Origin of the sequence: Alteromonas sp. KC3 (genome assembly GCF_016756315.1) — a bacterium.
Classification (GTDB): Bacteria; Pseudomonadota; Gammaproteobacteria; order Enterobacterales; family Alteromonadaceae; genus Alteromonas.
This window is the reverse complement of the sequence record NZ_AP024235.1, coordinates 4208184-4226918: the sequence shown is the minus strand read 5'-3', so window position 1 is coordinate 4226918 and position 18735 is coordinate 4208184. Positions and strand designations below refer to the sequence as shown.

Genomic DNA, 18735 nt, shown 5'->3' with positions numbered 1-18735 from the left:
GCCTCGCTTAACGTTGTGTGTCGAAGTTAACTGGAGACCAGCTTGGTTCGGCTTTCAAAGGTGCAGTGTAATGCTCAGGGTAGTCTTGCTTGTCGGCAAATACAATTTTTCCGCCTACTACCGTTAACTGTGATTGCGTATTTAATAGTGCGTCTTCATCTACACGTAAAATGTCGTGATTAAGAATAGCAAAGTCAGCATAAAAGCCTGGTTTGAGCTGCCCTTTAAGCGCTTCTTCTCCAGAAAGTGCGGCACTACCCGATGTAAAAAGTTGAAGCGCGGTTTGTCTTTCTAAAGGTGTACTGCCTAATGCAAAACCTCCTACGGTTTTTCCGGTAACCGCCCAATAGTAGGTCGCCCAAGGGTTAAAACTAGATACTCTTGTACCGTCAGTGCCAAGCCCTACGGTAATTCCGGCGTCTATCATCGCTTGAATGGGAGGCGTACGAGCGGCTTGGGCTTTGCCATAGCGCGCGACAAAATCTTCACCAGCAAAGGCCATGCGACCTTGAACCGCAATAGCGCCCCCTAACTTTTTAATTCGCGCTAAGTTTGCGTCAGACACGGTTTCGGCATGATCAATAATCCAGCGTACGCTATCAACGCGCTGCGTGTTATGAATATGTTCAAGTACATTCAAAATACGAGTAATCGACTCATCGTAAGTTGCATGCAAACGAAACGGCCAGCCCTCTAGCAGGTGCAGACGAATGACTTCTTCAAGGGCATGTTCTGCATCATCAGGAAGTTCAGGCCTTGGTGCGCGAAAGTTTTCATAATCTGATGCTCTATAAGTCAAAAGTTCCCCGCCTCCCTCGATCACATAGCCATTTTCAAGGTGTGAATGGTGGTTTTCATCAGCTTCAAACGCATGCATCCACTGCATAAAGTTAAGCATTTCTTTAGCAGGAACCTGCGGAAACAGATAGTTAGATACGCGAATAGGTAGTTCACCTTGTTTCGCCAATGTCTCGCTGGCAATGTAATCATCCGGAAAGGTGTGGCCACCGCCTCCCGCATCAATCACACTGGTTACGCCAAGGCTTAACAGCTTACGATAAAACTGGCGGCTTGAATTAAGCTGCTGGTCAGTTGTCATTTGAGGTAGTGCGGCAATAGTCTTGTAAAGAATCATCGGGTTGGGCTGAGCAAGTAAAACACCAGTGGGATTTCCTGCTGAATCACGCTCTATCACACTGCCTTCAGGCGCTTTGGTATCTTTGTTAATGTTAAGTACCTCTAGTGCCTTTTGATTGAGTACACCGCCAGAATATAGGTGTAGAACGAATATGGGCGTATCTGGCGCAATCGCTGTTAGCTCCTGTGGTGTTGGCAAACGTTTTTCTTCAAATTGGTTCGGGCTGAAGCCGCCGACTACGCGAACCCACTGGCCTTTAGGCGTGCGTTCAGCCTGCGCTTTTAGCATAGCTAGCCCTGCTTTAAGTGACGTGACGCCTTCCCAGCGGGTTTCTAGATTGTAAAAACGCCCACCTCGCGTGACATGAAGGTGTGAGTCGTTTATTCCTGCTATGAGGCGCTTTCCTTTGGCATCAATAACAATGGTGTTGTTATCTGCCTGTGATAATAGTGCGTCTGCACGGTTTGAGAACTCGCTAAATACGCCATTCTCAACACTAAGGGCACGGTATTGTTCTGTGTCTGCTGCGGTAATATTGGCGTTAATTACGACAAGTTCTGGCGCAGCCATTATGCCTGGACTTATCAATGCCAAGGCAACGCTGGCGATACTTGCTATACCAGCAAAACGCTTAGTAAAAGTATTCATATTAAAGGTTCCTTAAGTATCGGGGCTGTTGCTAGGGCGTAGCAGTTTTGCCACTTTGGGATGAAAAATAGGTGGCCAAGGCATCGATGTCGTCATCACTTAATCCCGATGCATTTGGGCGCATTATGCTGGCCATTCCACCCTTACGCGTGCCGTCTCTGTATGCCTTTAAGGCATAAACTAAATATTTTTTGTTTTGACCTGCTAAATTCGGATTGCTTTCTATTGGTGAAATACCCGTTTCACCGTGACAACCCATACAGTATTGAGCAAGCGCGTAGCCTTTGTCGTACGCAGTAGATGTTGAGTTGGTGTAAGCGTTTGAAAATGAAAGTGGTGAAAGTACAAACAGCGTGGCTAAAGATAAAGTCGATAAGGTTTTCATGGCGAGCCCCTCGGATGAGTTAGATGTACGTATCAGGTGAGCGAAAGCCGCTCACCTGTTCGACAAGGCCTACCGACCTTCTTTCGCGTTGAACATTTCTGTTGCGTAGATAAGACCTAAGCCGTATCCGCCAGCATGCTCTTTAGCAATGTTTGTTACGTCAACGTAGGTATCAGTGCGAGCCCAGTCACGTTGTAGTTCAAGTAGATACTGCAACCATGTGATAGGTTGTGCGCCTGCTTGAATCATGCGCTGAACTGCCATGTCATGAGCTTCTTTCGATACACCACCTGATGCATCTGTAACAAAGTACACTTCGTAACCTTCTTCAATTGCCGATAGTACTGGGCCTACGCCACATACTTCGGTCCAAAGTGCTGCAATAACAATTTTATTTTTCTTAAATTGTTTTACTTTGTCTGTGACACGTTTGTCTTCCCATGTATTCATAGTGGTACGGTCAATAGGACGTTGCTCTGGGAATACAGCTTTTAACTCTGGAAACAATGGGCCGCTAAATGACTTTTCAGCTACCGTCGTCAAAATCGTTGGCACGTTGAATGCCTTTGCTGATTTTGCCAGACCAGTCACATTATTACGTACGTCTTCAATTGAATGAGAGCGAGTTGCAAACGCCATTTGTGGCTGATGATCAATCAAAATAACAGTGTGGTTGTCAGGTGTGAGTAAGCTCTTGGCTGGCTCCCCCGCGTGTACTGAAGGTGCTAGAAGGGTTAAGCCAGTTACAAGTGCCGCTACAGATTTTTTAAAATTGAACATTGTATTTTCCTCTTGGTAAAAAGTGTTGAAGTACTTCGTTAACCTCGAGATAAATATTAGGTTCTATTTGTTGTGTTTAAAATGTACAAAAAATATATCAATCGTTCTAAAAATTAGATTATTGGTTTACGCAAAGTCTACTAAGTCTGTTCCGAAGAAGTTGTCGATAACGCAGCGCCATTCACCTGTTAGTTGTTTTTGCATAACATACAGTGCTTTTTTCCCCTCACAAGGTAGAGCGTTAGGTGTAGATTTTGGCACCAAATACAATTTGGCGATGACTAGTGCAACATCGCCGGCCTCTATCACTATTTCATCACCCGTGGTAACGAGGTGTTCTGGCATAAACTTTTGCTGAAATTGCTGCAAAGCACTTACACAATCATGGTGTTCTGTATTGTCAGCAGAAAACTGGCTTAATGGGGTAGCAACAACTTTTGCACGGCTACCGTAGCAACTAGACAGTGTATCGTAGTCACCATTGTTTACTGCGTGGTGAAGGGTATGCAAAACCTGAGTTATTGAAGTGTTCATGGCTGTCGTCTCTTTGTTTTCCGCCAATTCGAGCCATAAAAAAACCCGCCTTGGCGGCGGGTTTCGTGGAATTCTTAATTACGCACTAGCTGACCCGCCATTTTGGAATAATAGCGAGAATAATAATGTTAAGTGTTGCTAGTGAACTTACAGCGCTATCGCGCATAACTATATTTACCTGTGTTTTGATAGTTCGAGTATTCAACGACGGGTAAACAAAGTCAACTTTTTAGCGCGTTAATGTTGCAGGCAATGCAATTAGATGACGGCGGCAGTGTCACTGCCTTTAGGCTTCGAAGATAAACATTACTTGCAGCGTTCGCTGCTTTAAACATTGAGTAATATCGCTGTCAGTAAAGCCATTGTTGAAGAGTACTTGTCGTGCAATCCGTTTGGCAGCTTTAGTGCTTTGCTTATCAAGAAGTGCATTGAACGCGTTATTAAGATGGCGCGAAGGTTTTGAAGGTGAGAGCATGATATTTCACCGCGTAGTGCGAACATTATTTAAACGATACGGCTTGAAGAAATGATCAGAAAAAGATCAAAAAAAAGGACGCCTGGTGGCGCCCTTAGGTATTTTTTTGCTAAAACACTATTAGCCGTTGAATGACTTATTGTATTGCTTAGCAAACTTCGCCAATGCCATACCGTTACAAACAACCTGCTTTGGGTTTACTTTAGTAAGGAAACGGCGCTTAGTTTGATTAAATGCAGTATTTGATGTTGCTGCCGCAATGCATAGTTTGCTTTCGCTAGATGCATTTGTATTTTCGAAAATTGCATTAATATTTGTATTGCTAGAATCTTGCTTTTTGTACGTGCGAGCGAACTCTGCAATAGGCGTGTCGTTACAAAGTACTTCGTCTTTGCTTAGCGCGCGGATGTTGTTGTCACGAAGAACGTCTTCTAGAGAGCTGTTAGATTCTACAGCAGCTACGCAAGCCTTTGTAAACTGAGAGTTATCGCTTAGTTCGAACTCTAAAGCGTTAGCAGTGGAAGCGATAAAAGCAAGCGTAAGTAGTGGCGCAACAAATTTAAGCATGACAATTCCTAAAACAAGTAGTGTTAAACAAATAATAATCAAAAGTTGTGCGCATTTTAGCCATAAATTAAGATTGCACAATTGAGTTAAATTGTAATTTTGCATTAGTTTTTATAATGCAAATCGCATCTGCCTGTAACAATTGTTGAGAGGGTGTTAAATGGAATATCTGATTGCGTTAATAACCGCTGAAGGGGCACTAACACCTTTTTCAAGTTGCTTGCTTATTCTCACTTCTTTTTTCACATCGCTAATGACCGCGACGCTAGGCATTGGTGGCGGCGTGTTGCTACTTGCCGTTATGGCTGGGACCATGCCTGTCAGCGCACTTATTCCGGTACACGGACTAGTACAGCTTGGTTCGAACGGAAACAGAGCGTTAATGACTTTAAAGTTTATTGACTGGCAAATGCTGAAGTTTTTCTCTATTGGCGCATTGATAGGTGCTGTGATGGCGTCATTTATTGTTGTGCAATTACCCTTGGTGTTTATTCAGTTTGCGGTTGCTGGCTTTATTTTGTTTTTGGTTTGGGGGAGTAAGCCTAAGGCACAAGAAATGTCTGCTACAGGCCGGGCGCTAGCCGGCCTTATAACAACACTTGTATCTATGTTTGTAGGCGCGACAGGCCCCCTTGTGGCGGCGTTTGTGCATAGAAATAACTATAGCAAGATGCAGATTACAGGGACCTTTGCTAGCTGTATGACATTTCAACACGGGTTGAAAGCCTTTGTGTTTACGTTTGTGGGTTTTTCGTTCGTGCAGTGGGGCGGTATTATTATTGCCATGATTGCCAGCGGCGCGTTGGGTACGTTCTTTGGGCTTAAAGTACTCAAGCGTGTGCCTGCTGACAAATTTATGTTGGCGTTTAAAGTTGTGGTGACGTTATTGGCCTGCCGTCTTATTTTTCAAGCGATATCAAGCTTGCTGTAACAGACAGGCCACAAAGAGGGTTAGAATTGATAACGCATCGAAAGCTGCCATTCTCGACCCGCTCCCGGCACTCTCTCGCCCTGAGGGAGTTCGCTTCCCACAATTCGGTTTATGCCTGCAGTATGCGGTGCATAGAACTTATCAAAGGCGTTGTTGATTCGTGTGGTTACAACGAGCTCTGGCAGAATTTGCCATGACGCATTTATGTGAATAAGACCAAAACTCGCAGTAACCTGCTCGTTTTGAAGCGCAGATACATGGTTTTGGCGACCTGAGAGCTCTGATATTAGCTGCATAGATAACGGCGCGTTGCCAAGCGACGTTTGCCAAGACACTGTGGTGATGAGCTGTTCAGGTGCAATGCGAAATAGCGCATCGTCAATATCATCTCGGTTACCGTGCTGAACGCTTGCAACGGCATTAACACTCACGCTTTCGGTAAGCTGACCGTGCAGTTCAACATCTACCCCTTTAATAACGGCATCCGTGTTAGTCCACTGAAAAGGTGCCATGCCTGTCATCATGGTCGATACCATATTGGCCGCCATATTCGTACTTGGCATACCAGTAATATAATTTTCAACATCTTGATAGAAAAAGCGTGGTGAGAATGTCCATTTATTCGTGTGCACATCGATGCCCAACTCAATCTGGCGCGCGGTTTCATTGTCCAAATCAAGATTGCCAATGTAATTGAAACCGTCTGCCATACCGCCAGTAATACCCAATGGTAGCCAGGTGTAACGCTCAAAATAGGTAGGTGCGCGATTTTTCTGAGAAGCACCGATCACGATGTGCGTATTGCGATTCACGCGGTATTGAAACGTCGCCGCGATATCCAGCATGTTGTACGTTTCATCTCGTGATGACTGGTTAAAGTTGTCGACTAATGTGGCGATAGCACTGTTCATCATCACCATGTTTGAATTGACAGGGTCAGCGTCCATGTCTATCTGCGTAAATCGTGTACCAAGGGTGGTAAGGTAACGCTCTGTATCTCTATTCCATTGAGCAAAAACACTTGTGATATCACGCTCGGTATTGATGAAATTGTTTACAAAGAACGCGGCATTATTAGGGTTGGTAATGATGGAGTTATTTCTATTGTGCAGCAGGTTTGTGCCAAGGGTTAATTCGCCATCTTGCCACGGCATCACATACGTGGCATCAATACCTTGGGCCACCGAATCTGTATCGTTTTGGCGCGCCATCGCAGGCATCATCAGCGGTCGTTGTGAGAAGTTATCCATAGTGTGCTGATTGTCATTACCGAATACACTTAACGTCAAATAAGACGCATCTGACTGGTTGTAACGGTAGCCAAACCGATACCACGCAGCGTCAATAAAGGCGATATCCATTGCCAGCGCTGGAGTACCGCTTTCATTGGTGTTGAGGTTCTGATAGCTAATATCAACTTGGTGTTTACCCCACTCGTAACCTGCACGCAGCTTTACCCCGTTGCGTTGGTAGTGAGCATTGGGTATCAACATACCATCTCCGGACTCTCGCTCATCGCGCTGCTGATAGATAAATGCAGCGCTGACAAATGCATTGTCGGTATTAAATAATCCACTGCCTTGATATTGCTGCCCACTCCCCGGCGACACTATGCTTGCGCTGACGCTTCCTTGAAATTCATTGCCATTGGGTACATTGGCATAATTAAACAGGTTGTGTGCGTCAGACTGGATATGAAGCTGACCTCCGATGGTTTCTATACCTGCGCTTATGGGGGTAATGCCGCGATATAACGTGGCTGTCATGCCAGGCTCCGGCAATACATGAGATAGCGGCGAGTCCATCGCATTGGGCCCTGCGCCGTTGATATTTACGCCGTCTATAGTCACGCCCACGCGGGGGCCAAACATGCCACGGTATTGAATTAACGCTGTTACCGGTCCATTGCGGGCAATACTCAACCCTGGAAGTGTAACAAGCTGATCGCCAAAATCCGCCTGATTGTTGGTTAACGGGGCAATAGTCTCGCTAGTACTCAAGGTAATAGGTGAACCAATAACGGTAATAACTTCTGTGCTGTTTTTATTGTCGTGTTGTAGGGTTTGTGCAATCCCCACATGCGAAGAAAGTGCACTAGCAAGCGCCAGCGCGACAACTGATTTTTTCATAACAAATCCAATTAGTGTTGATAGGTATTTATGTGTATTGGAGGTAAGTTATGAGCGTGGTGGTGCACGGCTAAGCGGTGCAGCATAGGCAAAAGCGGTGTATGGCTGCTGAGCGATACGCGCAACCAGCGCTTGATAGCGAACGCCTTCGATGTTTGCCAGATCTGATGTGTAGATGTCGTCTGATTGAGGTAGGTCGGCTAAAGTGCCGTTGGTACAATCTACGCTTTGTGTTGGGGCTTTGAGTAGCTCCGGGCTAACGAAAATAAATTCACCCTCAAGCTCTGTGGCGCTTATCGAAATGTAGCGCATGGTTTTGCCAGTACAGATCAGCTCGATATCGTCACCGGTAAAAGCCTGTGCTTGCTGCATAGAAAACGCGGCAAGGCCCAATGCCAATGCATTTTGCATAAGCAGAGTAAGGCAAAGTAGGGTGGTGATGGTATATCGAGTCAGCATTGGTACCCGTTAAAAAATTAACGCTTTTTCATAATAGCGTTAGCCTGAAGCAAAATGCTAGCTAAAAAATTAGGTAATGCGAAGCCTTTTACAAAGGCCCCTTCAACGACGGGGCTTTAACCTTAACACCAGCCTTTTGTAATTTCCGATAGAGCGTGCGAACACTTATATCCAGCGCGCTTGCAAGGCCTGCAATATCGCCTTGGTATTGGTAATAGGCATCGCTGATATACCGTGACTCTTGTTCTTCAAGGGTCAGCAGTGGCGAATGATCTGGCATTTGTTGACTTACGTCTAAACATGACGTGAGCTGTTTCTCAAATAGTTGCTCTGGCAAATCTTTTTCGTAAATAATACTGTCGTCTGCCAGTAAACTCGCTTGTTCTATAATGTTTTTCAGCTCTCTAATATTTCCTGGGAACGAGTACGTTTTTAGCTTTGCGAGTGCTGCCTTGTCGAATCGCTTAGTAGTAAAGCGATTAGTGTGGGGCCGATGCGTTTGTGGTAGCGCCGCTAGAATATGATTGGCAAGTAGTGCAATATCGTCTTGTCGTTCACGTAATGCCGGTAACGTAATGGGAAAGCCGGCGATGCGGTAGTAAAGGTCTTGTCTAAACGTACCTTGTTGCACCATGTCCTTAAGATTCTTGTGGGTGGCGCATACCAAACGAAAGTTAGCTTGTTTTACATTAACGCTACCAACTGGCCGGTAGGTCTGGGTTTCGAACAAACGCAATAGCTTTACTTGCATACTTAGCGGTACATCACCTATCTCGTCAAAAAATAAGGTGCCGCCTTCTGCTGCTTCCACCAACCCCTTTTTGTTGTTTGTTGCGCCGGTAAATGCGCCTTTTTCATAGCCGAATAATTCACTTTCAAACAGGCTGTCTGTTAAGCCTGTGCACTCAATAACCACAAAGGGATTTTCAGCTCGAGCGCTTGTATCGTGAAGTGCCCGGGATACGAGCTCTTTTCCCGTCCCCGTCTCACCGTGAAGCAACACGGCAATATCTGCACTGGCTGCACGGTTTATTTTGTTAAGCATAATTTTAAATGCGTTTGACTCGCCGACCATCTTCCCAGGTGCGGGACGATTTGATGCAAATGATAGCTTGTCTAATATTTCAAGATAGCCCAGTAAGCTACCTGTGCTGTCATAGATAGGACGCATGAAAATATCGCAATAGCTTTGCCCCTCATTTGTGGCGTGAACATGCACCACGCTAGCGGGGCGTTTAGTATCTTGGCAGACCTTTATGGGGCATTGCTCGCCGCATTGATCACAAGGCTTTGTATTGCGATGGGAAACGCTGTAGCAAGTGCTATAGCCAAGCTTTATATCTACAGGGTAAGTGTCGCGATAGGGTTTATTGACAGCTTCAATGATATAGCTCTGATTGATAAAAATGGCGGGTTTATCGATTGCGTCAATCATGGCTTGCACGATGGAAATATTCATCCTGCTTTCCTGTATATAAGAAAATCTTTATTAAATTATCACAGTGGCATAGAAAGTGTCACACCATGTTTTAGAAAGTAAAAAGAATGCACAAAATCGCATTTACGCTTACCTATTCCCCTCAGTGATCCTATTACGCTCCCTGTTTTTGTCATTTTTGTCTTTTAGGTGTCAAAAATGGCAAAGCTATTGGGCCATTCTCTTGCGTTGGATCAAAGTGAACAACTTTTCGCCATGAAATAATTCTGCTCGCACAGTAAGAAATCTCTGCTGTTTGCCGGTATTCCTTGTGTTTTCTGCACACCCAATGCGCTTGGCATTAATCCTGCTTAAAGCGTTTGGTATTAGCCAAGGTTTCCCGTTGGTTCGAATATTATTGTTTACTGTCAGGCGCTTACGCCGTCTTTAAGATACAAGGGAGAGCACCCATGAGCGATACGTTAATAGAACTATCGCGGTGGCAATTTGCGTTAACTGCAATGTTCCACTTTATATTTGTCCCCCTCACGTTGGGGTTAAGTTTCTTGCTGGCCATTATGGAATCGGTTTATGTAATGACCGGTAAGGAAGTCTACAAGCAGATGACCCAATTTTGGGGAAAACTGTTTGGTATTAACTTTGCCATTGGTGTTGCTACGGGCTTAACCATGGAATTCCAGTTTGGTATGAACTGGTCATATTATTCTCATTATGTTGGCGATATTTTTGGTGCACCGCTTGCCATAGAAGGCCTTATGGCGTTCTTCCTAGAATCTACGTTTGTTGGTCTGTTTTTCTTCGGTTGGGACAAAATGTCGAAGGAAAAACATTTAGCTACCACATGGCTAGTGGCAATTGGTTCTAACTTTTCGGCGTTATGGATCTTAATTGCAAACGGATGGATGCAATATCCAGTAGGCGCTGAGTTCAACTTTGAAGCCATGCGTATGGAAATGACAAGCTTCGCTGAGGTCATCTTTAACCCAGTCGCTCAAGTTAAATTTGTACATACGGTGTCAGCAGGGTATGTCACAGGCGCTATCTTTGTGTTGGCAATTTCAAGTTACTATCTCTTAAATCATAAACATATCGCCTTTGCCCGGCGTTCGTTCGCTATTGCGGCAAGCTTCGGTTTAGCGGCAACGTTATCAGTTATCGTGTTGGGTGATGAGAGCGGTTACGAATTGGGTGACGTTCAAAAAGTAAAACTGGCAGCGGTTGAGGCCGAATACGATACCCATCCAGCGCCCGCACCTTTTACTGTTTTTGGTATTCCCAATGACGAAGAAGAAAAAACCGAATATGCGCTTCAAATTCCATGGGCAATGGGGATCATTGCAACCCGCTCATTAACAGAAGAAGTGAAGGGCATTAAGGCGCTCAAAGAAGAAAATAAAGTGCGCATACTTGAAGGCATTAAAGCGTACGAAGTACTTGATGATGTGCGCAACGGCACTGCCACTGCAGCTGAGCGAGCCACATTTGAAGCCCACAAAGACAGCTTGGGCTACGCTATGCTGCTTGAACCTTTCACCACAGATGTGGCAAATCCCACTGACGCGGCACTTAAACAAGCTGTGGATTACAGCATTCCGCCGGTTGCGCCACTGTTTTGGAGCTTCCGTCTTATGGTGGCATCAGGTTTCATCATGCTAGCGTTATTCTTATGTGCGTTCTATTACAGCACTAAGCACAGAATAACCAAGCCACGTTGGTTACTAAAAGCATCACTATTTAGCTTACCGTTACCTTGGGTGGCCAGTGAGGCTGGTTGGTTTGTCGCAGAATATGGTCGCCAGCCTTGGTCTATCGCAGAAGTCCTGCCAGTGCACGCTTCAGTTTCTAACTTAGCTGTAAGTGACGTAGTGATTACTCTGGTAGCTTATTCAGCGTTCTACACCGTGATGTTCATTATTGGCTTCTATCTGATGAAAAAGTTTGCCAAAAAAGGGCCAGTTCCTCCCTCAGCTAACCCCACTGAAAGCGAACTTGACCTTATTGATGACAATTATCTTGGTAAAGACGGACAAGGAGCAAACGCATGATTGATTATGAACTGCTACGCGTAATTTGGTGGTGTTTGGTAGGTGTGCTACTAATCGGTTTTGCTGTTACAGATGGCTTTGATCTGGGCGTTGGTGCTTTACTTACACTAATTGGAAAAAACGACAAAGAACGCCGTGTGATGATTAATACGGTGGGGCCCCACTGGGATGGAAATCAAGTATGGTTTATTACCGCAGGTGGAGCTATTTTTGCTGCGTGGCCGATGATTTACGCCACAGCGTTCTCGGGCTTTTACTTGGCATTGGCGCTAACGTTAATTGCACTTTGGATGCGCCCAATTGGTTTTGACTATCGCAGCAAATTGCCTAACCCTCAGTGGCGTAAGGCTTGGGACTGGGCACTGTTTGCGGGTGGCATTATCCCGTCGCTTATCTTTGGTGTAGCCTTTGGGAACCTGCTACTTGGCGTACCTTTTGAGTTAGACACTACACTTAAATCAACCTACACGGGCTCGTTCTTTGGCCTACTTACGCCCTTTGCGCTGTTAACCGGGTTACTGTCAGTTGCTATTTTGCTTAACCATGGTGCGACCTGGCTGCAAATGAAAACCGATGGCTTTATTGAGGTTCGCGCTCGCGCCGTATCGGTGGTGCTAAGTTTGGTTGGTGTTGTATTGTTTGTTGTTGGCGGTATATGGGTAGCTTACGGTGTAGACGGTTTCGTCATTACCTCAACCGTTGACACGCTGGCAACCTCTAACCCGCTTAAAAAAGATGTAGCGGTTGAAGCCGGTGCATGGATGAATAACTATTCTAAATATCCATTGATGATGATTGCGCCTGTACTTGGTGTTGTGAGTGGCTTGGCGTGCGCCTTCTTTTCTAAAAAAGGCAATGCTGGAATGGCGTTTGTCTCAAGTGCGCTGTTTATTGCAGGCGTCATTTTAACTGCAGGTTTCTCGATGTTTCCATTCTTGATGCCAAGTATCACTATGCCTCAGGCAAGTTTAACGGTATGGGATGCCACATCAAGTCACCTTACGTTAAATGTTATGTTTATTGTGGCCTGTATCTTTGTACCTATCGTGCTTAGCTATACCGCATATAGCTTTTATGTCATGCGTGGTCGAATTAAGAACGAAGATTTAGATCAGTCGCACACTATTTATTAAGGAGAGAGTCATGTGGTATTTCGCTTGGATTTTAGGTGTGTTGCTAGCGTGCTCTTTTGGCATCATCAACGCAATGTGGTTGGAGTCTACAGAGAACCTGGATAGACCTGAAGACGCCGACTGATAACTAGACAATAAAGGGGTTTATGGCGCGATAGTGGCGTAAACCCTTAAACGAGATAGCAGTGAACAAAGAAAAGCTTCCCAACAGGCAAGTACTTAATTCGTGGTGCAAGGATTTAGATAGTGCGCATAAGCTTGGCCTGCGCGCATCGTTAATAACCCTGGTATTTATTAAGTGCTTGTCTCTTTTTTCTTTGCTTATTGGCTTCTATTTTTTTGCAGCTATAGCCCATAGCTGGGTGGTGACAGGTACATCCGCGTCGTCACAAGTACTTATACTATTAGCACTATCTCTTGGCAGTGCGTGGATGTTGCAGGGCATATTTAATCATGTTTTCTTACAACGCAAATTCGTATTGCTAGGTATGTTAGAGCAGCTGCTGCTGTCTACACTTTTGACACGTCAACATGCAATAGTGCGCACGCAATCCCCCTATTTTTGGCAAGTGTTGTGGCACAATCAGCTGGAGGCGTTTACTGACTGGGCAATGGAGTATCGCGTTCAGCAGTGGGTAGCGCTAATAGTGCCAATAATGGCCCTTGGTGTTATTTTTGCGGTAAACCCGATAATAGGCCTGGGACTGCTTCTGACATTACCCGTGGTGCCTTTGTTTATGATTATTGTCGGTAAAGGTGCTGCCGCGTTACATCGCAAACATTTTGTAGCGCTAGAGCGTTTGGGAAGCCTGTTTACCGATAGGTTAAGTGCACTTTCCATGCTAAGTAGCTTTAACGCCAATCATAAGCAAACCGAGCTTTTAACGAACGCTAGCGATAATCTAAACAGCCGAACAATGAAAGTAGTGAGCGTAGCATTTCTCTCTACCAGCGTACTTGATTTTTTTGCCACGCTTGCGGTAGCACTAGTTGCTGTTTTTATAGGTTTTACTTTGCTAGGTGAGCTACAGATTGGACCGTCAATATCACTCCATCAGGGGTTATGGATACTGCTAGTCGTGCCGCTTTTACTCAGCGAAATGAAAAAGTTGGGACAGGTTTATCACCAAAAAGCGCAAGCGGAAGCGGCATGCAATGATCTACGCCCTTTATTTCATGTCCAATCAAAGAGTGACAACAACGCGGTTAAGAATACCTCGTTTAATGGGTTTGAAGCCCACAATATGCGCATTTTTGACTCTTGTTACTCAACGCTACCAAACGAATCAAAAAAAGAAGGTAAAAGCCTGCTCACTTGCCCGAAACTTATACTAGAAGCGGGTGACAAAATCTTGCTCAATGGACGTTCTGGCAGCGGAAAAACAATCCTACTTGAAGCATTAAGTGGACAGCGGCCCGCAACCCATACACTTAAAACGCAAGTGGCATGGCTAACGCAACACCCCGTAATTTTAGCGGGGACTGTACGAGAAAATTTGTGTCTTGATGAGCACTTTGACGACAGTCAACTTTGCAATGTGCTAGAACAAGTTGAGCTTACCAGTTGGCTTTATACCTTACCCAATGGGTTAGACACACCGATGACGGAGTATCCCAGTATGTCTGGAGGCGAGGCACAGCGTTTAGCGTTAGCCAGAATACTATTGCGTAACCATCAGGTTTGGCTTCTTGATGAACCAACTGCGCATTTACCTGATGTTCAACACCATCGCTTAGCATCACTCATATACGAACTAGGCAAAGATCGAACACTGGTATGGGCGTCGCATAAAATGTTACCGGTGAATTGGTTTACTGGCTGTTGGCGAGTGGAAAATGGGGCAGTCGCTGACCATGTTGATTCCCAATTCGAGAGTGCTATGCCCGTCAGTAATGAGGAAGGCTGTCATGCCTAATGTTCAAACACGTCGACCAGCATACATTACCCTCATTTTGGCGTTATTGCATGGGTTGACGGGTGTGACTTTACTTGTGATCGCAAGTTGGTTTATTGCCATTAGCGCGGTAGCGCTACCAGGCTTTAACTATGTCATTCCTGCTGTAGTTATACGCGCACTGGCTTTACTTCGCATAGCATCAGGGTATGGCAGTATGTGGGTGGGACACAATGACTTGCTCACGCGCATTGCTAGTACTAGGTTGAGCTTATTTAAGCAATTACACAATCAACGCCTTAATAGCAGCGTTGGAATGACAGAAGCATTAGCACAACATACGGAAGCGCTTGCCAGTAAATGGGTAGCATGGGTAGCGCCACTTTCAAGTGTCACTATTGTGTTCACACTATCGTGCAGTGTGGCAATTGTTATGGGCGTTCCTGGGGCTTTCTATCTCTGTTTGGTTTTTGTTGTGTGGCTGATAGCAGTGGTGATTCAGGCGCTTAAAGCACTCGGTTTGGCAAATGAATATACACAGCAATCTTCACACTTCAGGCAAAACGCTACTAGCTTTTTAAAGGCCAGTGCAATATGGCACCTTTATTCACGTGTCAGCTATACACCCAACGCGGAAATCTATCCTTCTGCGAGCGCATTGTGGAGATGCTCATTAGATCAAAAAAAGCTCGCATGGCGCGCGAGCTGGTGGTTTCAAGGCGTTGCTTACCTTGCTGTAGTATCACTGTTAGCGGGTATTGGAATGACGACCTCGTCAAATAATTCTGAGCTTACTACAACACTGGGGGCTGTACTGACATTTGCACCTATCGCCATAGTCATTCCCATGGTCCTATTGGCATCACCAGACTGGGTGAGCCCTTCATTTTTAGCGATTCCTAAGTTCGCACAATATAAGCAAAGCGAAAAAGCACTTAAACACTTATCGACGTCGCCTATTCATATTTTGCCTCGCAAATCACCAAGTGAGAGCCTGATACTTGATGCGCTGCGAGTTAAAGGCAGAAAAGTAAATCCTACTTCAACTACACTGCCGGCCAGTGGCGTAGTTGTACTGAAGGGGCCCTCGGGGTGCGGAAAGTCTACGCTACTTCAAGGGATTGCAGGTTTACTTCCTTCTACAGGGCATAGGCAAGTGGACGGTGTTGGTCTGCCAAACGGTGTGCCCTCAAATTGGATCTATGTAGAGCAAGAACCGATTGTGCTTGCCGCAAGCATACAAATGAACCTAGATGTAGCAGGTGTCCCATACGCTAAACGCGACATGCAGCAAATCCTCTGCGATCTAGGGCTTGAATCTCTAGCACTTAATACTTGGGTAGGTAAAGCCGGCCGGTCGCTATCAGGTGGAGAGCGAAAGCGCTTAGCCCTAGGACGTGCCGTACTTGCAAAGCCCTCTGTGTTACTAATTGATGAACCCTTTGAAGGGCTAGATGCTATCAGTCAACAAGCAGTTTGTAGTGTAATTAATGCCTTCGCTCAACATGCATTGGTTATTGTTGCATCTCATGTACTACCTAAGAGGTTGTGTGTTGCGCAAACGCTAACGATGACCGACAGCACAAACGAAACTATTACGACTTAGACTGTGGTGTTAGCTCTTGCGCAATTTGCTCTAAAGAGCGCCCTTTGGTTTCCGGAAACAGCGTAACGACACATATCAACCCGATCACCGCAAATGCACCATAAATCGCAAAGGTCATTGCGGCTCCCAGTGTTGCTAATTCCCACGGAAACACTAGCTGTACTGAAAAGCTGGTTAATGAATTTATTACGCCAACCAGTGAGATGGCAAGGGCGCGGGCTTGATTGGGAAATATCTCTGCCAGCATGGCCCACATAACCGGCCCAAGTGACATTGCAAATGAGGCGACAAAGGCAATAATGCCAAATAACACTAAGGGTGCATTCATCGAAATTGCCGCATTTAAGAGTGTTTTCTGGTGAGCTTGGTACTGTGCTTCACTTAGCGTTGCTTTAAGAGCATTCTTAAAAGCAACGTCAGAGCGAAACACTTCATTGCCCATACTTGAAAGCGAAACTGATAATGATTCATCTAATTCACTGACTTCGGCGATGGTCTCATTGTTTAGTTGGTAGGTAGCTTGTTTAAATCCGTAGGCACAAATGGACATACTGATGATAACGCCAGTCAATCCAATAATAAGCAGGGGTTTTCTACCCCACCTGTCGATCGTAAGCATTGCGATAATAGTGAAAGCAACGTTAACCAAGCCTATCCACACAGCTTGCATGAAAGCCGCATCGGTTCCCACGCCACTTTGCTCAAAAATAGTGGGTGCGTAGAAAAAAATAACATTTATACCGGTAATTTGTTGTGCGATGGCCAGTATGACGCCAACCATTAAGGGATAGCGCATGCTCTTTGCGGTGACAAAGCCTAGTCTTTCTTTAAGTGACCATGTTTTTTGTTTTAAGGACGACTTAATTTCACTCAGTTGTGCGCTAGCCTGATGCTGGCTAAACAGTGTTTTAATGGTACTTTCTGCTTCGGCTTTATACCCTTTCATCACTAACCAGCGAGGACTGCGCGGTACGGTAAATAGTAAACATAACCACAGCAGTGCAGGAATGGCCTCAAGGCCCAACATATAGCGCCAGGTTTGTGTGTCTATGCCCAGCGCGACAACCCAATCAAGATTACTGCTACTTAGCTGCAAGAAGTAATAATTACTGAAATACGACAGTGCAAAACCGAAAACGATATTAAGTTGATTAACCGATACCATTTTACCGCGATTTTCAGGAGAACTAATCTCAGAAATATAAACAGGCGCAATAATGAGTGAGCAAAACGCAATACCGCCAATAAAGCGAGCAAAAACTAAGGTTAAGTAATTTGGTGCCAAGGCTGAGCACACCGATGAGACAAGGTAAAGTGCTGCAACAATGATCAGCGCTTTTCGCCGCCCTATGGCATCACTTACAGCCCCTGCAAATAGCATCGCAAATAGTGCGCCGAGTGTAGGCGAGCTAACCACGAAGCCTTGTTCCCATTCACTTAATGAAAATTGTGCGTCAATAAAGCCTATCGCACCTGAAATTACACTGGCATCAAAACCAAAAATGAAGCCTCCCAACGAGACTATGAGGGTGTAATACAACGACGGCGATAGCGCTTTATTCATTTATAGTGTGCCTAATGTGTCTCTCATCACGATTTCAGGCTCAAATAAATGCTCGATAGGTAGGCTACTTTTAATGTTGTAAACATGCTGTAGTACCCAGTGAGCAGCCATTTCGCCCATAGCGTGAATGGGGTTGTTTATGGTTGTTAACTTAGGATAAAGATAGCGGGAAAACAGCACGTTATCGAATCCAACAATTGAAAGCTGTGTTGGAATATCAAAACCGGCTTCTCTTGCCGCGGTCATCGCGCCAGAAGCCATTTCATCATTTGCACACACCAAGGCTGTCATGTCCTTGAATTGCGCTAGCATGTGATGCATCCCTTCTTGACCTGATGATTCATGAAAGTCGCCTTCAAATAAGGCGTTTTCATTAAACGCTATGCCTGCTTCTTTCAGCGCGCGTTTGTGACCGAGTAATCGGTCGTTGGCATCCTTTTTAAATAAAGGACCACTGATGTAACCAATATTCTTATGACCTTGTTCGAGAGCAGCTTGCGTAGCCAGATAGCCACCTTGTTCGTTATCTACAACAAAGCAGTTCTCATCAAGCTTATCGACTTTACGGTTAATTATGACAACGGGTAACTTTTCACTAACGAGTTTTTGAAGATATTCATCAGAAACAGCCTCTGCATGTAAAATGAGCGCATCACATCGGCGGCTTTTAAGAAACTCTATAGCGTCATGCTCACGTTTTTCATCGGTATGACCTGCGGTAATGATAACGTGCTTACCATTTTGCTTAAGTACTTGCTCAACGGTACTCATTAAGTCACCAAAATAAGAGCCGTGCAGCTCAGACACCAATAAACCAACGCTATTGGTGCGGTTAGAGGCGAGAGATTGCGCAATCGCATTGGGCTGATATCCCAATGAAATCATAGCGTCTTCAACTTTTTTTCGCGTGCGATCGCTAACTTTAGCGTTTCCGTTCATAACGCGAGAAACGGTAGCAAGTGATACGCCAGCCGCTTCAGATACTTCGTAAATTGTTGCCATACTCTT

At 45.2% G+C, this 18735-nt stretch carries 17 protein-coding genes; 6 read left to right on the top strand and 11 right to left on the bottom strand.

Annotated features, from left to right (window positions below; genetic code table 11):
- Nucleotides 1-7: 7 nt before the first annotated feature.
- The 6 genes from JN178_RS18625 to JN178_RS18600 all read right to left on the bottom strand — a co-directional run bounded on the left by JN178_RS18625 (nt 8) and on the right by JN178_RS18600 (nt 4527).
- On the bottom strand, nt 8-1786 hold the full coding sequence (locus tag JN178_RS18625; protein WP_202262800.1) for an amidohydrolase: 1779 nt from the start codon (nt 1784-1786) through the stop codon (nt 8-10).
- 31 nt (nt 1787-1817) lie between these two features.
- Nucleotides 1818-2171 (bottom strand): c-type cytochrome, encoded by a 354-nt coding sequence (locus JN178_RS18620; protein ID WP_202262799.1) that lies wholly within the window; start codon nt 2169-2171, stop codon nt 1818-1820.
- 69 nt (nt 2172-2240) lie between these two features.
- Nucleotides 2241-2951 (bottom strand): hydrolase, encoded by a 711-nt coding sequence (locus JN178_RS18615; protein ID WP_202262798.1) that lies wholly within the window; start codon nt 2949-2951, stop codon nt 2241-2243.
- Between the two features lie 126 nt (nt 2952-3077).
- Nucleotides 3078-3485, bottom strand: a complete 408-nt coding sequence (locus JN178_RS18610; RefSeq protein WP_202262797.1) for a YybH family protein — start codon at nt 3483-3485, stop codon at nt 3078-3080.
- Between the two features lie 286 nt (nt 3486-3771).
- Nucleotides 3772-3960 (bottom strand): hypothetical protein, encoded by a 189-nt coding sequence (locus tag JN178_RS18605; protein WP_202262796.1) that lies wholly within the window; start codon nt 3958-3960, stop codon nt 3772-3774.
- 120 nt (nt 3961-4080) lie between these two features.
- Nucleotides 4081-4527, bottom strand: a complete 447-nt coding sequence (locus tag JN178_RS18600; RefSeq protein ID WP_202262795.1) for a hypothetical protein — start codon at nt 4525-4527, stop codon at nt 4081-4083.
- A gap of 160 nt (nt 4528-4687) precedes the next feature.
- Between JN178_RS18600 and JN178_RS18595 the strand changes: the two genes are divergently transcribed.
- A complete protein-coding gene (locus JN178_RS18595) occupies nt 4688-5458 on the top strand; it encodes a sulfite exporter TauE/SafE family protein (protein ID WP_202262794.1) in 771 nt (256 codons plus the stop codon).
- Between the two features lie 20 nt (nt 5459-5478).
- Here JN178_RS18595 and JN178_RS18590 read toward each other — a convergent pair whose 3' ends face one another.
- From JN178_RS18590 to JN178_RS18580, 3 genes are all read right to left on the bottom strand, one after another.
- On the bottom strand, nt 5479-7587 hold the full coding sequence (locus JN178_RS18590; RefSeq protein WP_202262793.1) for a TonB-dependent receptor: 2109 nt from the start codon (nt 7585-7587) through the stop codon (nt 5479-5481).
- A 48-nt stretch (nt 7588-7635) separates the two neighbouring features.
- Nucleotides 7636-8046: a hypothetical protein gene (locus tag JN178_RS18585; RefSeq protein ID WP_202262792.1), complete on the bottom strand. Its 411-nt coding sequence runs from the start codon at nt 8044-8046 to the stop codon at nt 7636-7638.
- Nucleotides 8047-8134: 88 nt separating this feature from the next.
- Nucleotides 8135-9481 carry a sigma-54 interaction domain-containing protein gene (locus tag JN178_RS18580; protein WP_202266124.1) on the bottom strand — a complete coding sequence of 449 codons (1347 nt, stop codon included), beginning with the start codon at nt 9479-9481 and terminating at the stop codon, nt 8135-8137.
- Nucleotides 9482-9933: 452 nt separating this feature from the next.
- Between JN178_RS18580 and JN178_RS18575 the strand changes: the two genes are divergently transcribed.
- The 5 genes from JN178_RS18575 (at nt 9934) to JN178_RS18555 (ending at nt 16163) form a co-directional block, all read left to right on the top strand.
- On the top strand, nt 9934-11529 hold the full coding sequence (locus JN178_RS18575) for a cytochrome ubiquinol oxidase subunit I (RefSeq protein WP_202262791.1): 1596 nt from the start codon (nt 9934-9936) through the stop codon (nt 11527-11529).
- Nucleotides 11526-12662 carry a cytochrome d ubiquinol oxidase subunit II gene (gene cydB, locus JN178_RS18570; RefSeq protein ID WP_202262790.1) on the top strand — a complete coding sequence of 379 codons (1137 nt, stop codon included), beginning with the start codon at nt 11526-11528 and terminating at the stop codon, nt 12660-12662. Before JN178_RS18575 ends, cydB begins: the two co-directional genes overlap by 4 nt.
- Nucleotides 12663-12672: 10 nt before the next feature.
- Nucleotides 12673-12786 carry a cytochrome bd-I oxidase subunit CydX gene (gene cydX / locus JN178_RS18565; protein ID WP_202262789.1) on the top strand — a complete coding sequence of 38 codons (114 nt, stop codon included), beginning with the start codon at nt 12673-12675 and terminating at the stop codon, nt 12784-12786.
- Between the two features lie 61 nt (nt 12787-12847).
- Nucleotides 12848-14578, top strand: coding sequence for an ABC transporter transmembrane domain-containing protein (locus JN178_RS18560; protein WP_202262788.1), 1731 nt, complete (start codon nt 12848-12850; stop codon nt 14576-14578).
- Entirely contained in the window at nt 14571-16163 is a 1593-nt protein-coding gene (locus tag JN178_RS18555; protein WP_202262787.1) for an ATP-binding cassette domain-containing protein, read from the top strand. Before JN178_RS18560 ends, JN178_RS18555 begins: the two co-directional genes overlap by 8 nt.
- Here the strand turns inward: JN178_RS18555 and JN178_RS18550 are convergent.
- Both JN178_RS18550 and JN178_RS18545 read right to left on the bottom strand, forming a co-directional pair.
- Nucleotides 16153-17727: a sugar porter family MFS transporter gene (locus tag JN178_RS18550; protein ID WP_202262786.1), complete on the bottom strand. Its 1575-nt coding sequence runs from the start codon at nt 17725-17727 to the stop codon at nt 16153-16155. The two genes, JN178_RS18555 and JN178_RS18550, sit on opposite strands and share 11 nt — an antisense overlap.
- Complete coding sequence (locus JN178_RS18545) at nt 17728-18729, bottom strand: LacI family DNA-binding transcriptional regulator (protein ID WP_202262785.1); 1002 nt, start codon at nt 18727-18729, stop codon at nt 17728-17730.
- Nucleotides 18730-18735 lie beyond the last annotated feature (6 nt).

Bases quoted from the DNA above. Each gene is read 5' to 3' on its own strand.
- JN178_RS18600 (WP_202262795.1), bottom strand. From the start codon at position 4,527: ATGCTTAAATTTGTTGCGCCACTACTTACGCTTGCTTTTATCGCTTCC.
- JN178_RS18580 (WP_202266124.1), bottom strand. From the start codon at position 9,481: ATGATTGACGCAATCGATAAACCCGCCATTTTTATCAATCAGAGCTAT.
- cydB (WP_202262790.1), top strand. From the start codon at position 11,526: ATGATTGATTATGAACTGCTACGCGTAATTTGGTGGTGTTTGGTAGGT.
- cydX (WP_202262789.1), top strand. From the start codon at position 12,673: ATGTGGTATTTCGCTTGGATTTTAGGTGTGTTGCTAGCGTGCTCTTTT.
- JN178_RS18575 (WP_202262791.1), top strand. From the start codon at position 9,934: ATGAGCGATACGTTAATAGAACTATCGCGGTGGCAATTTGCGTTAACT.
- JN178_RS18615 (WP_202262798.1), bottom strand. From the start codon at position 2,951: ATGTTCAATTTTAAAAAATCTGTAGCGGCACTTGTAACTGGCTTAACC.
- JN178_RS18610 (WP_202262797.1), bottom strand. From the start codon at position 3,485: ATGAACACTTCAATAACTCAGGTTTTGCATACCCTTCACCACGCAGTA.
- JN178_RS18620 (WP_202262799.1), bottom strand. From the start codon at position 2,171: ATGAAAACCTTATCGACTTTATCTTTAGCCACGCTGTTTGTACTTTCA.
- JN178_RS18550 (WP_202262786.1), bottom strand. From the start codon at position 17,727: ATGAATAAAGCGCTATCGCCGTCGTTGTATTACACCCTCATAGTCTCG.
- JN178_RS18585 (WP_202262792.1), bottom strand. From the start codon at position 8,046: ATGCTGACTCGATATACCATCACCACCCTACTTTGCCTTACTCTGCTT.
- JN178_RS18545 (WP_202262785.1), bottom strand. From the start codon at position 18,729: ATGGCAACAATTTACGAAGTATCTGAAGCGGCTGGCGTATCACTTGCT.
- JN178_RS18605 (WP_202262796.1), bottom strand. From the start codon at position 3,960: ATGCTCTCACCTTCAAAACCTTCGCGCCATCTTAATAACGCGTTCAAT.
- JN178_RS18625 (WP_202262800.1), bottom strand. From the start codon at position 1,786: ATGAATACTTTTACTAAGCGTTTTGCTGGTATAGCAAGTATCGCCAGC.
- JN178_RS18590 (WP_202262793.1), bottom strand. From the start codon at position 7,587: ATGAAAAAATCAGTTGTCGCGCTGGCGCTTGCTAGTGCACTTTCTTCG.
- JN178_RS18595 (WP_202262794.1), top strand. From the start codon at position 4,688: ATGGAATATCTGATTGCGTTAATAACCGCTGAAGGGGCACTAACACCT.
- JN178_RS18555 (WP_202262787.1), top strand. From the start codon at position 14,571: ATGCCTAATGTTCAAACACGTCGACCAGCATACATTACCCTCATTTTG.